We start from the raw sequence: 15,949 nt of genomic DNA on the forward strand, positions 1-15,949 counted from the left end.
AGAATTAAACATAATTTATTTAAAGGATTTATAAACTATGAAAAAATTAAGTTTAATTCTTGCCTGTTCAGCATCTTTGTTTGCTGCAAGTAATTCAGAAATTAGTGATTTTTATTCAAAAAGCATTAAAGCACAATTTCCAAATGCTACCGTTAGTGTATCAAATCGTCAAAAGGTTGGTAATACGGGTTTTGAAAGTGTTATTGTAAGCGTTGAATTAAATGGGCAAAAACAAGAAAACATTCTTTTTACAAAAGATAGTCTTATTACCCCTGATCTTATCGACTTGAAAACGGGAATTTCTTATGCTCAAGAATATGAAATGAAAAAATTTCAAGAAGCAAGAGAAAATTTTACAAAAAATGCTAAAGCTGTAGCACAAAAAGAAACCATGGTAATAGCTTTGGGAGATAAAAATAAACCTGCGATTTATGTTTTTTCAGATCCTGAATGTCCTTATTGTAGAGAACATTTAGCTCAAATTGATGATGAACTTAAAAACTATCAAGTTAATTATATTTTAACTCCAGTACATGGAAAATCTGCTTTTGAAAAATCCGCTCTAATCTACAAAGAAGCAAAAAAAGCAAAAAATGACAAAGAAAAAATCGCAATTTTAAACAAATACTATGATGCAAATATCAAAAATTATCCAAAAGTAAGCGATACAGAATTAAAAGAAGTTTTTTCCTTATATGAAAAATATCGCTCATTAGGTCTTAGCGCTACTCCAACTATTATTAAATAAACCTAATGTCTAAAATTACTTTAATTTTAAGCTTTTTTATAGCACTCTTTATGAGTGCTTGCACCAATGCAACTTTCATACAAAGCTTTATTCAAACAAGCAATGAAGGCATTTTTATCAGATCACAAAAACAACAAAGTTTTAAAATTTCCTTTCAAAATCCTAGCCAACTTCGAACTACTTTGGATAGAGATTTGGCTTTAAAACTTAAAAATTTAGGCTTAAAAGAAGTAAAAGAGAATGCAGATTATGAAATTTTAATCAATCTTGTAGATATGAAAAAGCATTCTTATGCTCAAAAAATCACAACTTCAGCAAGATTTTTTTATGATTTTGATCCTTTGGAAAGTGATGGAGAATGGATGGTAGAAAACTACTATACTATGCAAGTTAATTTACAAATCAACTCTAAAAATCACAATTCTCAAAAAACAAGTCTTCTTGCAAGAACAGCTTATCTTGGAAATAAAGAACGCTGTCAATTATCTTTAGAAAATAAAATTATAAATCAAATAGTGAGTTTTTTTTATTTTTAAGAAAAGACAATCAAGAGTATAAAAACTCTTGATTTTAAGAATTATTAAGCAAAATAAGGTTTGATTTGTTCTACCCAAGCATCAATTCTTGATTCAGTTTGATCTTCTTGATTATCATTGTCAAGAGCAAGTCCAACAAATTTACCATCTACAACCGCATCGCTTGCTTCAAATGTATAACCATCAGTTGAAACTTCTCCTACCAAATTTGCACCTGCATCTTTTAAATTTTGAGCTAATTTACCCATGCCGCCACAAAAAGTGTCAGAATAACTTTCACTATCACCCATACCAAATACAGCTACAGTTTTTCCACCAAGACTAAGCCCTGAAAAATCAAAACCATCCCAATCATCTTGTAAATCACCACTTCCCCAAGTTGAAGTTCCACAAATTAATTTATCGTAAGAATTCATTTTAGCCGCATCAATATCTGAGATATTAAAAACATCGCTAATTCCAAGTTTTGAAGCAATTGTATTAGCCGCTCCTTCTGTATTTCCCATAGCACTACCATAGATTACTGCTACTGACATTATTTTCTCCTTATAATTTGATTTGATATTTTATACGGAACTAATTTTAACATAGTTTTGTTTAAATCACACAAAAAATGTTTTATTTCAATAAAATGTGTGAAATTTTTGTTACGCGGACAAACAATATAAAATTTTTCAAAATTGTTTTCTTTTATTAAATTCAATAATCCATGAATTTCATTTTCAATTTTTAAATTATGTGCATTAATCTCTTTACAAAGTGGTAAAATTGCAAATTTCTTATCTATTATAATAAGATCACCATCTTGATCTATATTTTTTCCATTATTTTGAAAAGAAACCTTATCATAAACATAAGAGCTAAATAAAATTTGTGCATCAAAACAAATGCCATAAAGATAAATTCTTAAAAGTCTTAAAAGATCGATATTCTTAGATATTTTAGTATTAAAAATCAAGCTTTTTCTTTTTTGAAAGTAAAAAGCGTATGTATTAAGCTTGATATTTATATTTTGAATCTTACCAAATGAAACATGCATTATATTATGCAAAAAATTTCCAAATATCATTTTTAAACTCTTGGTATTTTTTGCATATAAAAGAGGAATTTTTAGAGCACTATCAACGCTCGCATTATATTGAGTTAAAAAAGTCAACATAAGCTCTTGATTGTTTAAATAGCGATAAATTTGCGGTATAAATTCTCGCTTATCATCAAATCCAAATAACATCTTTAACCTTTATAGCAAGAAAATTCTTTATTAAGATTAAAAATTTTACAATATTCACAATACACACAACTTACACTTCTTTTTGCACATACTAATGGAATTTTGCGCTTTTTAGCTTCATTTTTGATTTTTTTCATAGTATTATGATTTAAAAAGCTTGTTAACATTACTATACATTCTGTATCACAAGGAATCGGCTTGCGATTAACTCTATTTTCATTACGTGCATCCCAGTGTTCTATTTTTTTAGCACCTAAATCATGTAAAACAGCTCTAATAGGAGTGATTTCATCTGCACCAATAACCAAAACTGACATAAATTCTCCTTTGTGATTTTTAAAATATATTTTGATAATTATTATTATAATATAAAAAAACTAAATTTATTTTGAAATTTATTATCAATAAAATGCAATTATTCAGTTAATTTTAATTTTTAATAGATATAATTTACCAATTAATAAAATTTATTATTTAGGAGAAAACAATGAAAAAATTAACTAACGATTTTGGAAACATTATAGCCGATAACCAAAATTCATTAAGTGCAGGCGCAAAAGGACCTTTGCTTATGCAAGATTATCTTTTGCTTGAAAAACTTGCTCATCAAAATAGAGAAAGAATTCCAGAAAGAACCGTTCATGCCAAGGGAAGTGGGGCTTATGGAGAAATAAAAATCACCGCTGATTTATCTGCTTATACTAAGGCAAAAATATTTCAAAAAGGAGAAATAACTCCTCTTTTCCTACGCTTTTCTACTGTTGCAGGTGAAGCAGGTGCAGCAGATGCTGAACGCGATGTGAGAGGTTTTGCTATTAAATTTTACACCAAAGAAGGAAACTGGGACTTGGTAGGAAATAACACTCCGACATTCTTCATCCGTGATGCTTATAAATTCCCTGATTTCATCCATACTCAAAAAAGAGATCCAAGAACACATTTAAGAAGCAATAATGCTGCTTGGGATTTTTGGAGTTTATGTCCTGAAAGTTTACATCAAGTAACCATTCTTATGAGCGATAGAGGAATTCCTGCAAGTTATCGTCATATGCATGGATTTGGAAGCCATACTTATAGTTTTATTAATGATAAAAATGAAAGATTTTGGGTGAAATTCCATTTTAAAACCCAACAAGGGATTAAAAATCTTACCAACCAAGAAGCTGCCGAGCTTATAGCAAAAGATAGAGAAAGTCATCAAAGAGATCTCTATAATGCTATAGAAAATAAAGATTTTCCAAAATGGAAAGTTCAAGTTCAAATTCTTGCTGAAAAAGATATAGAAAAACTTGGATTTAATCCTTTTGATTTAACAAAAATTTGGCCTCATAGTCTTGTGCCTTTGATGGATATAGGCGAAATGATTCTAAACAAAAATCCTCAAAATTATTTTAATGAAGTTGAACAAGCTGCCTTTAGTCCAAGCAATATCGTTCCTGGAATTGGCTTTAGCCCTGATAAAATGTTGCAAGCTAGAATTTTTTCATATCCTGATGCACAAAGATATAGAATAGGAACTAATTATCATCTTTTGCCCGTAAATCGTGCAAAAAGCGAAGTGAATACTTACAATGTCGCTGGTGCTATGAATTTTGATAGTTATAAAAATGATGCAGCTTATTATGAACCAAACAGCTATGATAATAGCCCAAAAGAAGACAAAAGCTATCTTGAACCTGATTTAGTCTTAGAAGGCGTAGCACAAAGATATGCTCCACTAGATAATGACTTTTATACTCAACCAAGAGCTTTATTTAATCTTATGAATGATGATCAAAAAACTCAACTTTTTCATAATATCGCCGCTTCTATGGAGGGAGTTGATGAAAAAATTATCACTAGAGCTTTAGAACATTTTGAAAAAATTTCACCTGATTATGCAAAAGGAATTAAAAAAGCTTTAGAAAAATAATTTTTACTTGCCACTTTTGGTGGCAAACTAAAGATTATAATAATTAAGGAAAAACAATGACAACTCTTAGTTTAGAAGAAGAAAAAAGATTTGAAGAGCTTTGCAAAATGGCTTTTAATTTTGCAAGAAATAATGAATGTGAAAATCTTAAAATCATGATAGAAGCAGGTTTAAATGCAAATTTAAAAACTCATAAAGGCGATAGCTTGCTTATGCTTGCAGCTTATAATAATTCTTATGAAAGCGCTAAAATGCTTTTAGAAAAAGGTGCAAAAGTAGATGAAAAAAACGATCGTGGACAAACCCCATTAGCGGGAGTTTGTTTTAAAGGATACTTACCTATGTGTGAACTTTTAGTTAAATATGGAGCAAATATTGATGAAAACAATGGTTTAGGAATGACACCTTATACTTTTGCTATTATGTTTGGACGCAAAGATGTGGCAGAATTTTTACTCAAAAAATCTAAAAATAATTTTTTAAAGAAAACGAGCCTAAAAATACTAAAATTTATCAAAAAATTTTAGTTATTTTTTAAATTTCTTCAGATACCTATAAACACTAGGTTCTGAAATTTTTAAAAATTTTGCTACGATAGGAACCGCTCCTTTTATATTAAAAATACCTTTTTCATATAGCTTTTCAGCAATTTCTTCTTTTTGAGTAATGCTTAATTGATAATTAGAATTTAAATAACTAGAATCTACACTTTGAACTAAAATATCCTCTATCGAGTGACTTAATGTTTCTATGCTTGAATCATTTTGAGAAAAACTAATATTTCCTAAAATATCACCCATATCTCCAATTTTTTCTAAATCAATCATCTTGCATATTAAATCTCTCATAATGCTAGTATCATGATTGATACACAAAATACCTACTAATTTGTCATGATTTTTAATAAAAAAAGTAGATCCTCTAATTAATTTTGATTTTCCAACAAGAGCCTTATAATCACATAAAAAATCTTTTTCTAAATATTTTTTATTTTGCATAAGCTCACTTGCAAAAGCAGTCAAGGGAGAATCTAAACTTCTCCCACTAATGTGATTGTTAGCAATTGCCGCAATATAAGCCCCATCTTCAGTAATTACATGAAAAACTATCTCATATTGCTCACCTAAAACTTCTCCTAAAAAATATGTCAACTTTATAAATTGTTGTTTTTGTCCCTCATCCATAAAACTGCCTTCAATAAAAAATTAATATAATATTAAATTCTACTCTTTATACTTTAAAACATTTCTTAAAAATAAAATTTTATTATTATGATAATAAACTATTGACAAATTATTATTGTAGTGATAAAATGCATTCTGTTTAATCTATATTTAACAAAGGAGAATTCATGTCAAACTATCCAAAGGCCATTGGTCCATACTCAGCTTATAGGGAAGCAAATGGACTTTTATTTATATCAGGACAACTTCCTATCAACCCTGCTTCAGGAGAAATAGAAAGCTCTGATATCAAAGAACAAACCAAACAATCTTTAAAAAATATCGGTGCTATCTTAGAAGAAAATGGTATCAGTTATGATAAAGTGATTAAAACCACTTGCTTTTTAGCTGATATTAATGATTTTGTAGCATTTAATGAAATTTATGCTGAATTTTTTAAAGCTCCTTATCCAGCAAGAAGTGCTTTTGCAGTAAAAGATCTGCCAAAAAAAGCTAAAGTAGAGATAGAGATCATCGCTCAAAAAGGATAAAACATGCTAGGTATTGTTTTTTCTTTATTTAGTGTTTTTTTACTTGTTTTTATGCTTTATAAAAAAATCAATGCTCACATGGCATTGCTTTTAAGTGGTTTACTTTTACTTTCCTTAGCTGCTCTTTTTGGACTTTCTCCACACATTGTCGCTAAAGGTTCTTTAAATTTAGGTTTTTTTGATATTTTTCAAGTTTTCAATCAAACCATGTCAAGTACATTAGCAGGGCTTGGACTTACACTTATGACTATAGCAGGTTTTTCTGCTTATATGGATCATGTAGGGGCTTCTTATGCACTTTTTAAAGTTTTTGAAAAACCTTTAAAAGCCGTAAAATCTCCTTATGTTTTACTCATAGTTGCTTATTTTATCGTGCAATTTTTAGTTCTTTTCATCCCTTCTCACGCAGGCTTGGCACTTTTACTTATGGTTACTATGTATCCTATACTTGTACGCTCTGGTGTTTCAAAACTTTCTGCCTTAAGTGTGATTGCTATTTGTCAATATATCGATCATGGGCCTGGAAGTGGAAATGTGATCATGGCATCAAAAGTAGCTGAAGTTGATCCTGCAATTTATTTTGTTCATTATCAACTCCCTACAACCTTGCCTATCATTATAGCTGTAGGTATTGCGATATATCTTTGCAATAAATTTTTTGACAAAAAAGATAATTTTGTCTTCAATGCACAAGAAATTGAAAAAGAACTAAATGAAAATGAAGGTAAAGAAAAAGAACTTAAAAAGCCTCCTAGAATTTATGCGATTTTACCTATAATTCCTTTGGTTTTAATCCTAGGATTTAGTTCCGTGCTTGATAGCATCTTGGTTTTAATGGGAATAAGTAGTGCTGAAGAAGTTAAAGCAGTTGCTAGCACTGCCATTAAAATGAATGTTCCAGTAGCAATGGTGATTTCAACTTTTGTGGCTATTATTTTTGAAATGATACGCTATAAAAGTATAGTAGAAACTCTTAATTCTATTATGATTTTCTTTAAAGGAATGGGACATTTATTTGTTATCACAGTTTCACTCATCGTTTGTGGTCAAGTATTTGCAAGCGGTCTTTTATCTGTAGGTTTTGTAGATACTTTAATAGAATTTTGCAAAAATGCAGGATTTGGAGTTTTGGCTATTATTATCGCCGTTTCAATCTTGCTTGCAGTTTGTGCTTTCTTAATGGGTTCAGGAAATGCGGCATTTTTTAGCTTTGCTCCACTTATCCCAAATATAGCAAAACACTTTGGAGTTGAAACTATCACCATGATAGCACCAATTCAAATCATGACGGGCTTTGGAAGATGTGTTAGTCCTATTGCACCAGCGATTTTAGCTATCTCAGCTATTGCAAAAGTAAGTCCTTTTGCCGTGGTTAAAAGAACAGCTATTCCTATGCTTGTAGCGGCTATTGTAAATGTTATTATGACTTATATCTATCTTTAAAAAGGAGAAAAAATGAACTCAAAAACTAAACTTATTCATTGTGGCAGAGGCGATCAAGGCGCTGAAGTAAGATCAGTCAATCCTACACTTATGCGTGCATCAACCATACTTTTTAAAGATCACGCAACTTGGCAAAAATACAGAGAATTAAGAAAAACAGATCGTGTTTTAAGCTATGGGGCTAGAGGAACAACAACCAATTTTGAACTTGAAAAACTTATTTGCACTCTAGAGGGTGGTTATAGAGCACAACTTTTCCCAACAGGACTTGCAGCATTAGCTATGGTGCTTTTAAACTATGCAAGCAAAGATGCACATTTTTTAATCACTGATGCAATTTATGGGCCTGTAAGAACGATTTGCGAATTATTTTTAGACAAAATGGGAGTTGAAATTGATTTTTTAAAAGCTGATGCAAGTGATGTAGAAGAAAAAATCAAACCTAATACCAAGCTTATCTTATGTGAAAGTCCAGGTTCTATACTTTATGAAGTCATAGATTTACCAAAACTTTGCAAAATTGCCCATGCGCATAATATCCCTGTAGCTATTGACAATACTTATTCTAGTGGATATTTTCTAAATCCTTTAGAACTTGGAGTGGATATTTCAGTTATCGCTGCTACAAAATATCTTAGTGGACACTCTGATGTAACCATGGGTATAGTAGTAATCAACGAAAAAGAATGGAAAAATTTTGACAAACTTCCAGAAGCTTTAGGCTTTACAACAAGTCCTGATGATGCTTACTTAGTACTTCGTGGTATGAGAACACTAGATGTGAGAATGAAAGCTCATGAAAAAAGTGCTGATGAAATTGTAGAGTTTTTACAAAGTAGAAAAGAAATTAAAACAATTTTCTATCCAAAACTCAAATCCCACCCAAATCATGAAATTTTCATGCGTGATCATAAAGGTGCAAATGGTATGATTACCATAGAATTTACAGAAGGTTATAGCAAAGATGATGCTATTAAATTTGTAGATAAACTAGAATACTTTTCAATTGGTGCTAGCTGGGGTGGATATGAAAGCTTAGCCACCGTAACTACTCCACCTAGAACTGCAACAGATTGGAGTGCAAGAGGACCATTTGTAAGATTTCATATAGGTCTTGAAGATACTAAAGATTTAATTGCTGATTTAACACAAGCTTTTGATAGTATTAAAAAATAAGGAGATAAGATGACAGGAATTAGCGTATTTGATCATAGATTACTAGCAGACTCATGGAGCACGCAGGAAATGCGTGCTATTTTTTGCGAACAAAACCGCATACAAAAATGGCTCGATGTTGAAGCAGCTTTAGCAAAAGCACAAGCAAAACTTAAAATTATCCCTAAAAAAGCAGCTGATGAGATCGCAAAAAAAGCTCATTATAAATTTATGGATATGGACTTTATCTTTGCTGAATTTAAAAAGACCAAACACCCTTTAGTTCCTACTGTAAGAGGATTAGAAAAAGCTTGCGATAATAATTTAGGCGAATATGTACATTTTGGAGTAACCACTCAAGATATCATCGATACAGGACTGGTTTTACAATTTAAAGAAGCAATGACTCTTGTAAAAAGTGAATTAAAAGCTATCGCAAAAGCCTTAGCGAAACTAGCTAAAACCCATAAAAACACTGCTATGATGGGAAGAACTTTAGCACTTCAAGCTTTGCCTATTACTTTTGGACATAAAGTGGCTATTTGGTTAAGCGAACTTGAGCGTCATTTTGAAAGAATACTTGAGCTTGAAAAAAGACTTTATGTAGGTAGTATAGTAGGTGCTGTAGGAACTAAAGCAAGTTTAAGTGATGAGTGCAATGAAGTAGAAAAACTCACTTTAGAAAATTTAGGACTTGATGTGCCTAATATTTCTTGGCAACCCGCACGTGATCGCTTTATAGAGCTTGGTTTTGTACTAGGTAATATCAACGCAACCTTTAACAAAATCGCTCATGAAATTTTAATCCTTTCGCATAATGAAATTGATGAAGTTGCTGAACCTTTTGGAAAAGGACAAGTAGGATCAAGCACTATGCCACACAAAAGAAATCCTGCAGTAAGCGAAAATGCGGTTACAATAAGCAATGCCTTTAAAGCAAATTTAGCCATTTTAAGCGATATTGAAAGACATGAACATGAAAGAGATGGTCAAGTTTGGAAAATGGAATGGAAGCTTTTACCTGAAATGTTTTTAATGCTTTCTGTGGTTTTAGCAAATATGAAATTCGCTCTTAGTGATTTAGAAGTAAAAAAAGACAAAATGCTTAAAAATTTAAATACTCTTAATGGTTTTGTTTTAGCCGAGCGTGTTATGTTTGCATTAAGCGATCATTATGGAAAACAACATGCCCATGAAATTGTTTATGAAAATGCTATGCTAGGTATAGAAAAACAAAAAACTTTTAAAGAAGTTTTACTTGCAGATAAAAGAGTATCTAAGGTATTGAAAGAAAAAGAAATTGATGCTTTACTTGATGCAACAACCTATGTAGGATATGCACCAAAACTTGTAGATGAATTTTTAGCAAAAATCAAAAATAGCGCTATCTTAAAATAGGAAAAATCATGTTCTATAGTGAAATTTTAGCGGATTTTATTTTCAATCTTAAATATGAAAATATCCCTAATACAGTTGTTCAAAGGGCTAAAGAGCTTATGCTTGATAGCCTTGGAACAGCCATAGCAGCAAGCAAAGAAGAATGTGTTTTAAATGCTTTTAAAGCTTTTGAAAATTTAAGCACAGATAAAAATACTCCTATTTGGGTAAATGATCAAAAACTAGTTCCTATATACGCAGCTATGCTAGATGGCATTGCTTCTCATGCGTTAGATTTTGACGATACGCATACAGAAGCGATTTTGCATGCAAGTGCGATTTTAACTCCACTTTGTTTAAGTTATGGTTTTCATGTTAACAAAGATGCAAAAAAAATCATCAAAGCTTTTATAGTAGGCTGGGAAATTGCAGCTAGAGTAGGCATTGCAAGCAAAGGTACTTTTCATAAGCGTGGTTTTCATACTACTGCTATTGCAGGAATTTTTGGAAGCGTGAGTGCAAGTGCAATCTTGCTAGATCTTAACAAAGAACAAATCATTAATGCTTTAGGACTTGCAGGAAGTTTTGCAAGTGGGGTTAATGAGTTTTTATCCAATGGATCTAATTCAAAAGTTTTACATATTGCCAATGCTATTAAAAACGGCATTATGGTGGCTCATTTTGCTAAAAACAATATGAGTGGGCCTTTGAGTATTTTTGAAGGTAGGGATAATATCTTTAAATGTTTTGGCATAGAAGAAGAATGCGATAAAACAGAACTTGGCAAAGCCTTAGGTGAAATTTGGCAAACCATGCAAGTTTCAATCAAACCTTATCCAAGCTGTCATTTTGCTCATGGGCTTATTGATTGTGCCATTGCTTTAAAAAATGATGGTTTAAAAGCTGATGAAATTAAAAGTATTCATTGTTTTGTAGATGAAGTTCCTATTTCTTTTATCTGTGATCCTTTGGAAGCAAAATACACTCCAAATAGTGCTTATGAAGCTAAATTTTCCATGCCTTTTTTAATGGCTCTAGGATTCTTTGATGGCAAAATCACTCTTGATTCTTATGAAAATTTAAAGCGTGAAGAAGTACTAGAATTTGCTAAAAAAATCAGTTACGAAAAAAGAAAATCTCAAGGCTTTCCAAAATATTTTCCAGGGCATTTAGAAGCCAGTTTGCAAGATGGACGCATAATCCAAAAAGATGTTTTTATCAATAAAGGTAATTTTGATAATCCACTAAGTTTTGAAGAATTAAAAGCTAAATTTTTAGCCAATGCACAAATTTACCTTGATAATGCTAAAGCTAACAAAATTCTAGATCAAATCATCAATCTAGAAAATTTAAACCACTTTTCTTTTTAAATATTTATCCTTCTTTTTACAAGAAGGATAATTTCATTACACTTTTTTATTATAATATTTATTATTAATTTAGGAATTACAATGACTTTAAACGAGTTAAAAGATGGACAAAAAGCTATTATTGTCAATTTAAACGCTCACAAAGAACTCAAAAATAGACTTTTAAGCTTTGGATTTATTAAAAATAAAAACTTGAAAAAAATTCACTCCTCTTTAAAAAATGCCACCATAATGGTAGAACTTGATACAAGTTGTGTTATCCTAAGATCTGATGAAGCTAAAACCATAGAAGTGAATCTTATATGAAAAAAATCAAAATAGCCCTTGTAGGTCAGCCTAATGTAGGCAAAAGTCTTCTTATTAATGCGCTTTGCAAAGCCAATATGAAAGTAGGAAATTTTAGCGGAGTTACTATAGAAAAAGCAAGCGCAAAAACTTTTTATAAAAACTATGAATTTGAAGTCATTGATTTGCCAGGAACTTATTCTTTAGATGGATATAGCGAAGAAGAAAAAATCACACGTCATTTTTTAAATCAAAATGACTATGATGTTATTGTTAATGTTTTAGATGCTACCAATTTAGAACGTAATCTTATCCTTAGTGCAGAACTTTTAAGCCTTAATAAAAAAATGCTTTTAGCTTTAAATATGTGTGATGAAGCCAAAAAAGAAGGTATAGAGCTTGACACTTCTGTTTTAAGCCAAGAATTTCAAAGTCAAGTTGTTGAAATTTCAGCAAAAACAAAAGAAAATTTAGAACTTTTGCTGCAAAAAATTATTATTTTATTTGAAAGTAAATTTATTCCAAGATCCCAATTTTACACTCCGCTTTGCGAAAAAAGTCCAGAAAAAGAAGATTTATTATATTTTATTAATGAACTTTCAAAAAAAATTATTACACACAAAAAAGAAGAAAGAAATTTAACCAAAAAAATCGATGCCTTGCTTATCCATAAATTCTTTGGCTTACCTATATTTTTATTTTTAATGTGGCTTTTATTTCAACTCACCTTTAGCTTAGGGCAAATTCCTATGGATTATATAGAATCGGGCTTTAATACCTTAGGTGAATTTGTTAAAAACAATATTTCTAATACCTTTATCGCTTCAGCTTTGGCTGATGGGATTATCGCAGGTGTTGGTGCTGTGATACTTTTTTTGCCTAATATAATGATTTTATTTTTAGGCATAGCTCTTTTAGAAACCACAGGCTATATGTCAAGAGTAGCTTTTTTACTTGATGGGATTTTACATAAATTTGGTTTGCATGGTAAAAGTTTTATTCCACTAATCACTGGTTTTGGTTGTTCAGTACCTGCTTTTATGGCTACACGCACTCTTAAGAACAAAAGAGATAGACTTTTAACTCTTTTTGTGATCAATTTTATGAGTTGCGGGGCAAGACTTCCTGTATATGTGCTTTTTATCGGTGCTTTTTTTCCAAGTGAAAAAGCAGGAAATTATCTTTTTGGAATTTATATTTTAGGTGCGATTTTAGGACTTTGTGCTGCAAAATTTTTAAGAATGACAGCATTTCGTGGACTTGATGAACCTTTTGTTATGGAAATGCCAAAATATCGTATGCCAAATTGGCATTTAGTTTGGTTTATGGTTTGTAATAAAGCCAAAATGTATCTTAAAAAAGCAGGAACTTTCATACTTTTGGCCTCTTTGCTCATATGGTTTGCTAGCAATTTTCCAAAAAGTGAAGAAAATTTAAATGATTTTAATGCTCAAGAAAGAGCTATAGAACAAAGTTATTTAGGACAATTTGGCAAAGGCATAGAACCTATTTTTAAACCCCTTGAGTTAGATTGGAAATTAAGCGTATCTTTAATCAGTGGTTTGGCTGCTAAAGAAGTGATGATCTCAACTATGGGCGTGCTTTATTCACTAGGAAAAGATGTAGATGAAACAAATAATGATTTAAAAGGAATTATCGCTAAAAATATACCCATACCAAGTGCAGTGGCTTTTATTTTATTTGTAATGATTTATAATCCCTGCTTTGCAGCAACTATAGTTTTTTCAAAAGAAAGTGGAAAGCTAAAATACACTCTCTTTCTCTTTCTTTTTACCTGCACAAGTGCTTATATAGTAGCTTTTATAGGACTTTATATCGCTAAAATTTTATTAAACTAACTTGCTTTTAATGATGAAATTTTAGCGATATTATCTTCAAAAGCTTTTAAAATGCTATAAGCAACACCTTCAAAATCAAGTCCGCCGCAAAGATAGATTAAAGTCATACGAAAAGATTTGCTCACATCAAGCTTTGGTTTTTCAGCGTTCATATTTAACTTAAAATCATAAGGACTTGCATGTTTAAAAGCATAATTTTTTGCCGCAATTAAAAAATCATTCTTATCTTTTAAAAATGCGCCTTTAACCAAAATAAAGCTTATCTCAAGATATTTCCAAAAATCTTTTGAAGGCATAGGATTTTCATCAAAATTTTGTTCTATAAAAGCATAGTTTTTTTCAAAGGATTTTTTATAATTTTCTACAAGCAAAGCGCCTAATTTATTTTTAGCTATATTTTGTAAAATAAGTTTTATATTGCTTTCAAATTCAAAATCTATTTGTTCTAAAATTTTAATTTGCTCTTCTAGAAAAAATTCTTGTTTTAACTCTTCATTACAAAGTTTAGCGTAAGAAAAAATATTTGCCATAGGCTTTTCATAATTCCCAAACTCATCCCAAAAATTTTTCTCACTACAGGCTATACAACCATGTCCTGCGGCCACTGGCCAAGAAGTTTTAGCATTAAATTTCACTTTAGGACAGTTATTGTAAGTATAAGGTCCTTTACAACCTACCTTAAATAAACAAGCTCCATTCTTTGCAGCCTCATCGTCAAAATGTTCAGCAAAAATCCCACTTTCAAATTTTGCCTTTCTTTCACACATATCATGCAGGCATTTACCATAAGCCCAAACAGGACGATTTTGCTCATCAAGTTCAGGTAAAACTCCAAATAAAGCAAAAAAACTTAAAGTCGCAATGATATTTATATCACTTGGAGGACAACCTGGGATATTTACTACTTTCTGACTTAAAACTTCACTAATACCACAAGTTTTACTAGGATTTGGATAAGCAGCCTGAATACCACCATAACTTGAACAAGTACCCACTGCAAAGATAGCCTTGGCTTTAGCGGCTAGTTTTTCTAAAATTTCATAGCCACTCTCTCCTTGTGCTCCTATAGTAAGAAAAAAGGTATCAATGGCTGCAACACCACCTTCAACCGCTAAAATAAAATCTTCTTCTAAAACATGCTCTAAAAGCTCTTCAGCTTTAGTGCCATTTGCTGCCATTAAAGTTTCATGATATTCTAAAGAAAAAAAATCAAAAATAAGCTCATCAAAACTTGGCAACTCAGAACGCAACAAACTCTCACTACACCCTGTACATTCACAAAGATGAAGCCATACTAACTTTGTTTTAGGTGCGATTTGAAAAAATCTTTGAGCAAGAGCTGGAATTTCATTGCCTAAAGATAAATGCTTAGCAAGAATTTTTACACTTTCTTCATTGACAACCTTATCCTCTTTTAAAATGGAATTTTCAAGTTTTTTAATGCGACCTTCAAGTATATTTTTTAATTCTTCATTGCTAAGCTTTGTCATTTTTTATCCTTTTTGATTATCCCAACAAAGAACAGTTTGCCCTTCTTCATTTTTTTCAACATCACCCATACCCATGATGTTATATCCTGCATCGACATAATGTACTTCACCTGTAACACCATTTGCCAAATCGCTAAGTAAATACATAGCCGAATTTCCTACATCTTCTATACTCACATTGCGTTTTAAAGGAGAATTGATTTCATTGTATTTTAAAATCATTCTAAAATCTCCTATTCCACTTGCTGCTAAAGTTTTAATAGGACCTGCTGAAATAGCATTAACACGAATTCCTTTTACCCCTAAATCTCTTGCTAAATAACGCACAGAACTTTCAAGTGCAGCTTTTGCTACACCCATAACATTATAATGAGGCACATATTTAACCCCACCAAGATAACTTAAAGTCAAAATCGAACCCTTATCTTTTAAAATAGGTAAAACCGCACGTGTTAAAGAAAGTAAAGAATACACAGAAGTTTGCATAGCTATATCAAAAGCTTCTTTTGAAGTTTCTAAAAAAGAATTTTCTAAAGCCTCTTTTGGAGCAAAAGCAACCGCATGTACCACAAAATCAATCTCACCTAAATCTTTTTTGATTTTTTCAGCGATAGAATCTAAATGCTCATTATTGTTTACATCAAGCTCGTAAACAAAATTAGAATTAAACTCTTGTGCTATAGGTTCTACGCGTTTTTTTAAAGCATCATTTAAAAAAGTAAAAGCAAGCTCGGCTCCTTGATCAAAACATGCTTTTGCTATGCCATAAGCGATAGATTTATTATTTGCAACCCCTACAATAAGACCTTTTTTACCCTTCATAATCATC

The 15,949-nt window shown here is 31.0% G+C and carries 17 protein-coding genes; 11 read left to right on the forward strand and 6 right to left on the reverse strand.

Features of this window, described 5'->3' with window-relative positions:
• Positions 1 to 37: 37 nt before the first annotated feature.
• The gene (locus SR63_RS06615; RefSeq protein WP_002866703.1) at positions 38 to 748 is read left to right on the forward strand and encodes a thioredoxin fold domain-containing protein; all 711 of its coding nucleotides are present in this window, start codon (positions 38 to 40) and stop codon (positions 746 to 748) included.
• A gap of 5 nt (positions 749 to 753) precedes the next feature.
• Positions 754 to 1,284, forward strand: a complete 531-nt coding sequence (locus SR63_RS06620; RefSeq protein ID WP_002866702.1) for a hypothetical protein — start codon at positions 754 to 756, stop codon at positions 1,282 to 1,284.
• 44 nt (positions 1,285 to 1,328) lie between these two features.
• On the opposite strand, the gene fldA is transcribed toward SR63_RS06620, so the two are convergent.
• From fldA to SR63_RS06635, 3 genes are read right to left on the reverse strand one after another with little or no spacing between them, the layout of a single operon-like run.
• On the reverse strand, positions 1,329 to 1,820 hold the full coding sequence (gene fldA / locus SR63_RS06625; protein WP_002855629.1) for a flavodoxin FldA: 492 nt from the start codon (positions 1,818 to 1,820) through the stop codon (positions 1,329 to 1,331).
• Positions 1,820 to 2,515, reverse strand: coding sequence for a hypothetical protein (locus tag SR63_RS06630; protein WP_002866701.1), 696 nt, complete (start codon positions 2,513 to 2,515; stop codon positions 1,820 to 1,822). Before SR63_RS06630 ends, fldA begins: the two co-directional genes overlap by 1 nt.
• A gap of 2 nt (positions 2,516 to 2,517) precedes the next feature.
• Complete coding sequence (locus SR63_RS06635; RefSeq protein WP_002855637.1) at positions 2,518 to 2,832, reverse strand: DUF2325 domain-containing protein; 315 nt, start codon at positions 2,830 to 2,832, stop codon at positions 2,518 to 2,520.
• A 170-nt stretch (positions 2,833 to 3,002) separates the two neighbouring features.
• Between SR63_RS06635 and SR63_RS06640 the strand changes: the two genes are divergently transcribed.
• Together SR63_RS06640 and SR63_RS06645 are read left to right on the forward strand one after the other, a co-directional pair.
• The gene (locus tag SR63_RS06640) at positions 3,003 to 4,427 is read left to right on the forward strand and encodes a catalase (protein ID WP_002869571.1); all 1,425 of its coding nucleotides are present in this window, start codon (positions 3,003 to 3,005) and stop codon (positions 4,425 to 4,427) included.
• A gap of 56 nt (positions 4,428 to 4,483) precedes the next feature.
• The gene (locus tag SR63_RS06645; RefSeq protein ID WP_002866699.1) at positions 4,484 to 4,954 is read left to right on the forward strand and encodes a Cj1386 family hemin-binding protein; all 471 of its coding nucleotides are present in this window, start codon (positions 4,484 to 4,486) and stop codon (positions 4,952 to 4,954) included.
• Here the strand turns inward: SR63_RS06645 and SR63_RS06650 are convergent, their stop codons facing one another.
• Positions 4,955 to 5,611 (reverse strand): transcriptional regulator, encoded by a 657-nt coding sequence (locus SR63_RS06650; RefSeq protein ID WP_002866698.1) that lies wholly within the window; start codon positions 5,609 to 5,611, stop codon positions 4,955 to 4,957.
• 167 nt (positions 5,612 to 5,778) lie between these two features.
• Here SR63_RS06650 and SR63_RS06655 point away from each other — a divergent pair, with 167 nt between their 5' ends.
• The 7 genes from SR63_RS06655 to feoB all read left to right on the forward strand — a co-directional run bounded on the left by SR63_RS06655 (position 5,779) and on the right by feoB (position 13,630).
• Complete coding sequence (locus SR63_RS06655; RefSeq protein ID WP_002779137.1) at positions 5,779 to 6,141, forward strand: RidA family protein; 363 nt, start codon at positions 5,779 to 5,781, stop codon at positions 6,139 to 6,141.
• A gap of 3 nt (positions 6,142 to 6,144) precedes the next feature.
• Positions 6,145 to 7,584: a C4-dicarboxylate transporter DcuC gene (gene dcuC / locus SR63_RS06660; RefSeq protein WP_002877368.1), complete on the forward strand. Its 1,440-nt coding sequence runs from the start codon at positions 6,145 to 6,147 to the stop codon at positions 7,582 to 7,584.
• Positions 7,585 to 7,596: 12 nt separating this feature from the next.
• Positions 7,597 to 8,760: a trans-sulfuration enzyme family protein gene (locus tag SR63_RS06665; RefSeq protein ID WP_002866696.1), complete on the forward strand. Its 1,164-nt coding sequence runs from the start codon at positions 7,597 to 7,599 to the stop codon at positions 8,758 to 8,760.
• 9 nt (positions 8,761 to 8,769) lie between these two features.
• Entirely contained in the window at positions 8,770 to 10,137 is a 1,368-nt protein-coding gene (gene purB, locus SR63_RS06670; RefSeq protein WP_002877369.1) for an adenylosuccinate lyase, read from the forward strand.
• An 8-nt stretch (positions 10,138 to 10,145) separates the two neighbouring features.
• On the forward strand, positions 10,146 to 11,486 hold the full coding sequence (locus tag SR63_RS06675) for an MmgE/PrpD family protein (RefSeq protein WP_002877370.1): 1,341 nt from the start codon (positions 10,146 to 10,148) through the stop codon (positions 11,484 to 11,486).
• 81 nt (positions 11,487 to 11,567) lie between these two features.
• Positions 11,568 to 11,792, forward strand: a complete 225-nt coding sequence (locus SR63_RS06680) for a ferrous iron transport protein A (RefSeq protein WP_002779147.1) — start codon at positions 11,568 to 11,570, stop codon at positions 11,790 to 11,792.
• A complete protein-coding gene (gene feoB / locus SR63_RS06685) occupies positions 11,789 to 13,630 on the forward strand; it encodes a ferrous iron transport protein B (RefSeq protein ID WP_147498410.1) in 1,842 nt (613 codons plus the stop codon). The genes SR63_RS06680 and feoB overlap by 4 nt, the downstream gene beginning before the upstream one ends.
• Here feoB and SR63_RS06690 read toward each other — a convergent pair.
• On the reverse strand, positions 13,627 to 15,120 hold the full coding sequence (locus SR63_RS06690; protein ID WP_014517089.1) for a hydrogenase small subunit: 1,494 nt from the start codon (positions 15,118 to 15,120) through the stop codon (positions 13,627 to 13,629). The two genes, feoB and SR63_RS06690, sit on opposite strands and share 4 nt — an antisense overlap.
• Before the next feature lie 3 nt (positions 15,121 to 15,123).
• Positions 15,124 to 15,948: an enoyl-ACP reductase FabI gene (gene fabI / locus SR63_RS06695; protein ID WP_002877376.1), complete on the reverse strand. Its 825-nt coding sequence runs from the start codon at positions 15,946 to 15,948 to the stop codon at positions 15,124 to 15,126.
• Between the last annotated feature and the right edge of the window lies 1 nt (position 15,949).

The organism is Campylobacter sp. 2014D-0259 (assembly GCF_008000505.1).
Lineage (GTDB): Bacteria > Campylobacterota > Campylobacteria > Campylobacterales > Campylobacteraceae > Campylobacter_D > Campylobacter_D jejuni.

Bases quoted from the DNA above. Each gene is read 5' to 3' on its own strand.
- SR63_RS06615 (WP_002866703.1), top strand. From the start codon at position 38: ATGAAAAAATTAAGTTTAATTCTTGCCTGTTCAGCATCTTTGTTTGCT.
- SR63_RS06620 (WP_002866702.1), top strand. From the start codon at position 754: ATGTCTAAAATTACTTTAATTTTAAGCTTTTTTATAGCACTCTTTATG.
- fldA (WP_002855629.1), bottom strand. From the start codon at position 1,820: ATGTCAGTAGCAGTAATCTATGGTAGTGCTATGGGAAATACAGAAGGA.
- SR63_RS06630 (WP_002866701.1), bottom strand. From the start codon at position 2,515: ATGTTATTTGGATTTGATGATAAGCGAGAATTTATACCGCAAATTTAT.
- SR63_RS06635 (WP_002855637.1), bottom strand. From the start codon at position 2,832: ATGTCAGTTTTGGTTATTGGTGCAGATGAAATCACTCCTATTAGAGCT.
- SR63_RS06640 (WP_002869571.1), top strand. From the start codon at position 3,003: ATGAAAAAATTAACTAACGATTTTGGAAACATTATAGCCGATAACCAA.
- SR63_RS06645 (WP_002866699.1), top strand. From the start codon at position 4,484: ATGACAACTCTTAGTTTAGAAGAAGAAAAAAGATTTGAAGAGCTTTGC.
- SR63_RS06650 (WP_002866698.1), bottom strand. From the start codon at position 5,611: ATGGATGAGGGACAAAAACAACAATTTATAAAGTTGACATATTTTTTA.
- SR63_RS06655 (WP_002779137.1), top strand. From the start codon at position 5,779: ATGTCAAACTATCCAAAGGCCATTGGTCCATACTCAGCTTATAGGGAA.
- dcuC (WP_002877368.1), top strand. From the start codon at position 6,145: ATGCTAGGTATTGTTTTTTCTTTATTTAGTGTTTTTTTACTTGTTTTT.
- SR63_RS06665 (WP_002866696.1), top strand. From the start codon at position 7,597: ATGAACTCAAAAACTAAACTTATTCATTGTGGCAGAGGCGATCAAGGC.
- purB (WP_002877369.1), top strand. From the start codon at position 8,770: ATGACAGGAATTAGCGTATTTGATCATAGATTACTAGCAGACTCATGG.
- SR63_RS06675 (WP_002877370.1), top strand. From the start codon at position 10,146: ATGTTCTATAGTGAAATTTTAGCGGATTTTATTTTCAATCTTAAATAT.
- SR63_RS06680 (WP_002779147.1), top strand. From the start codon at position 11,568: ATGACTTTAAACGAGTTAAAAGATGGACAAAAAGCTATTATTGTCAAT.
- feoB (WP_147498410.1), top strand. From the start codon at position 11,789: ATGAAAAAAATCAAAATAGCCCTTGTAGGTCAGCCTAATGTAGGCAAA.
- SR63_RS06690 (WP_014517089.1), bottom strand. From the start codon at position 15,120: ATGACAAAGCTTAGCAATGAAGAATTAAAAAATATACTTGAAGGTCGC.
- fabI (WP_002877376.1), bottom strand. From the start codon at position 15,948: ATGATTATGAAGGGTAAAAAAGGTCTTATTGTAGGGGTTGCAAATAAT.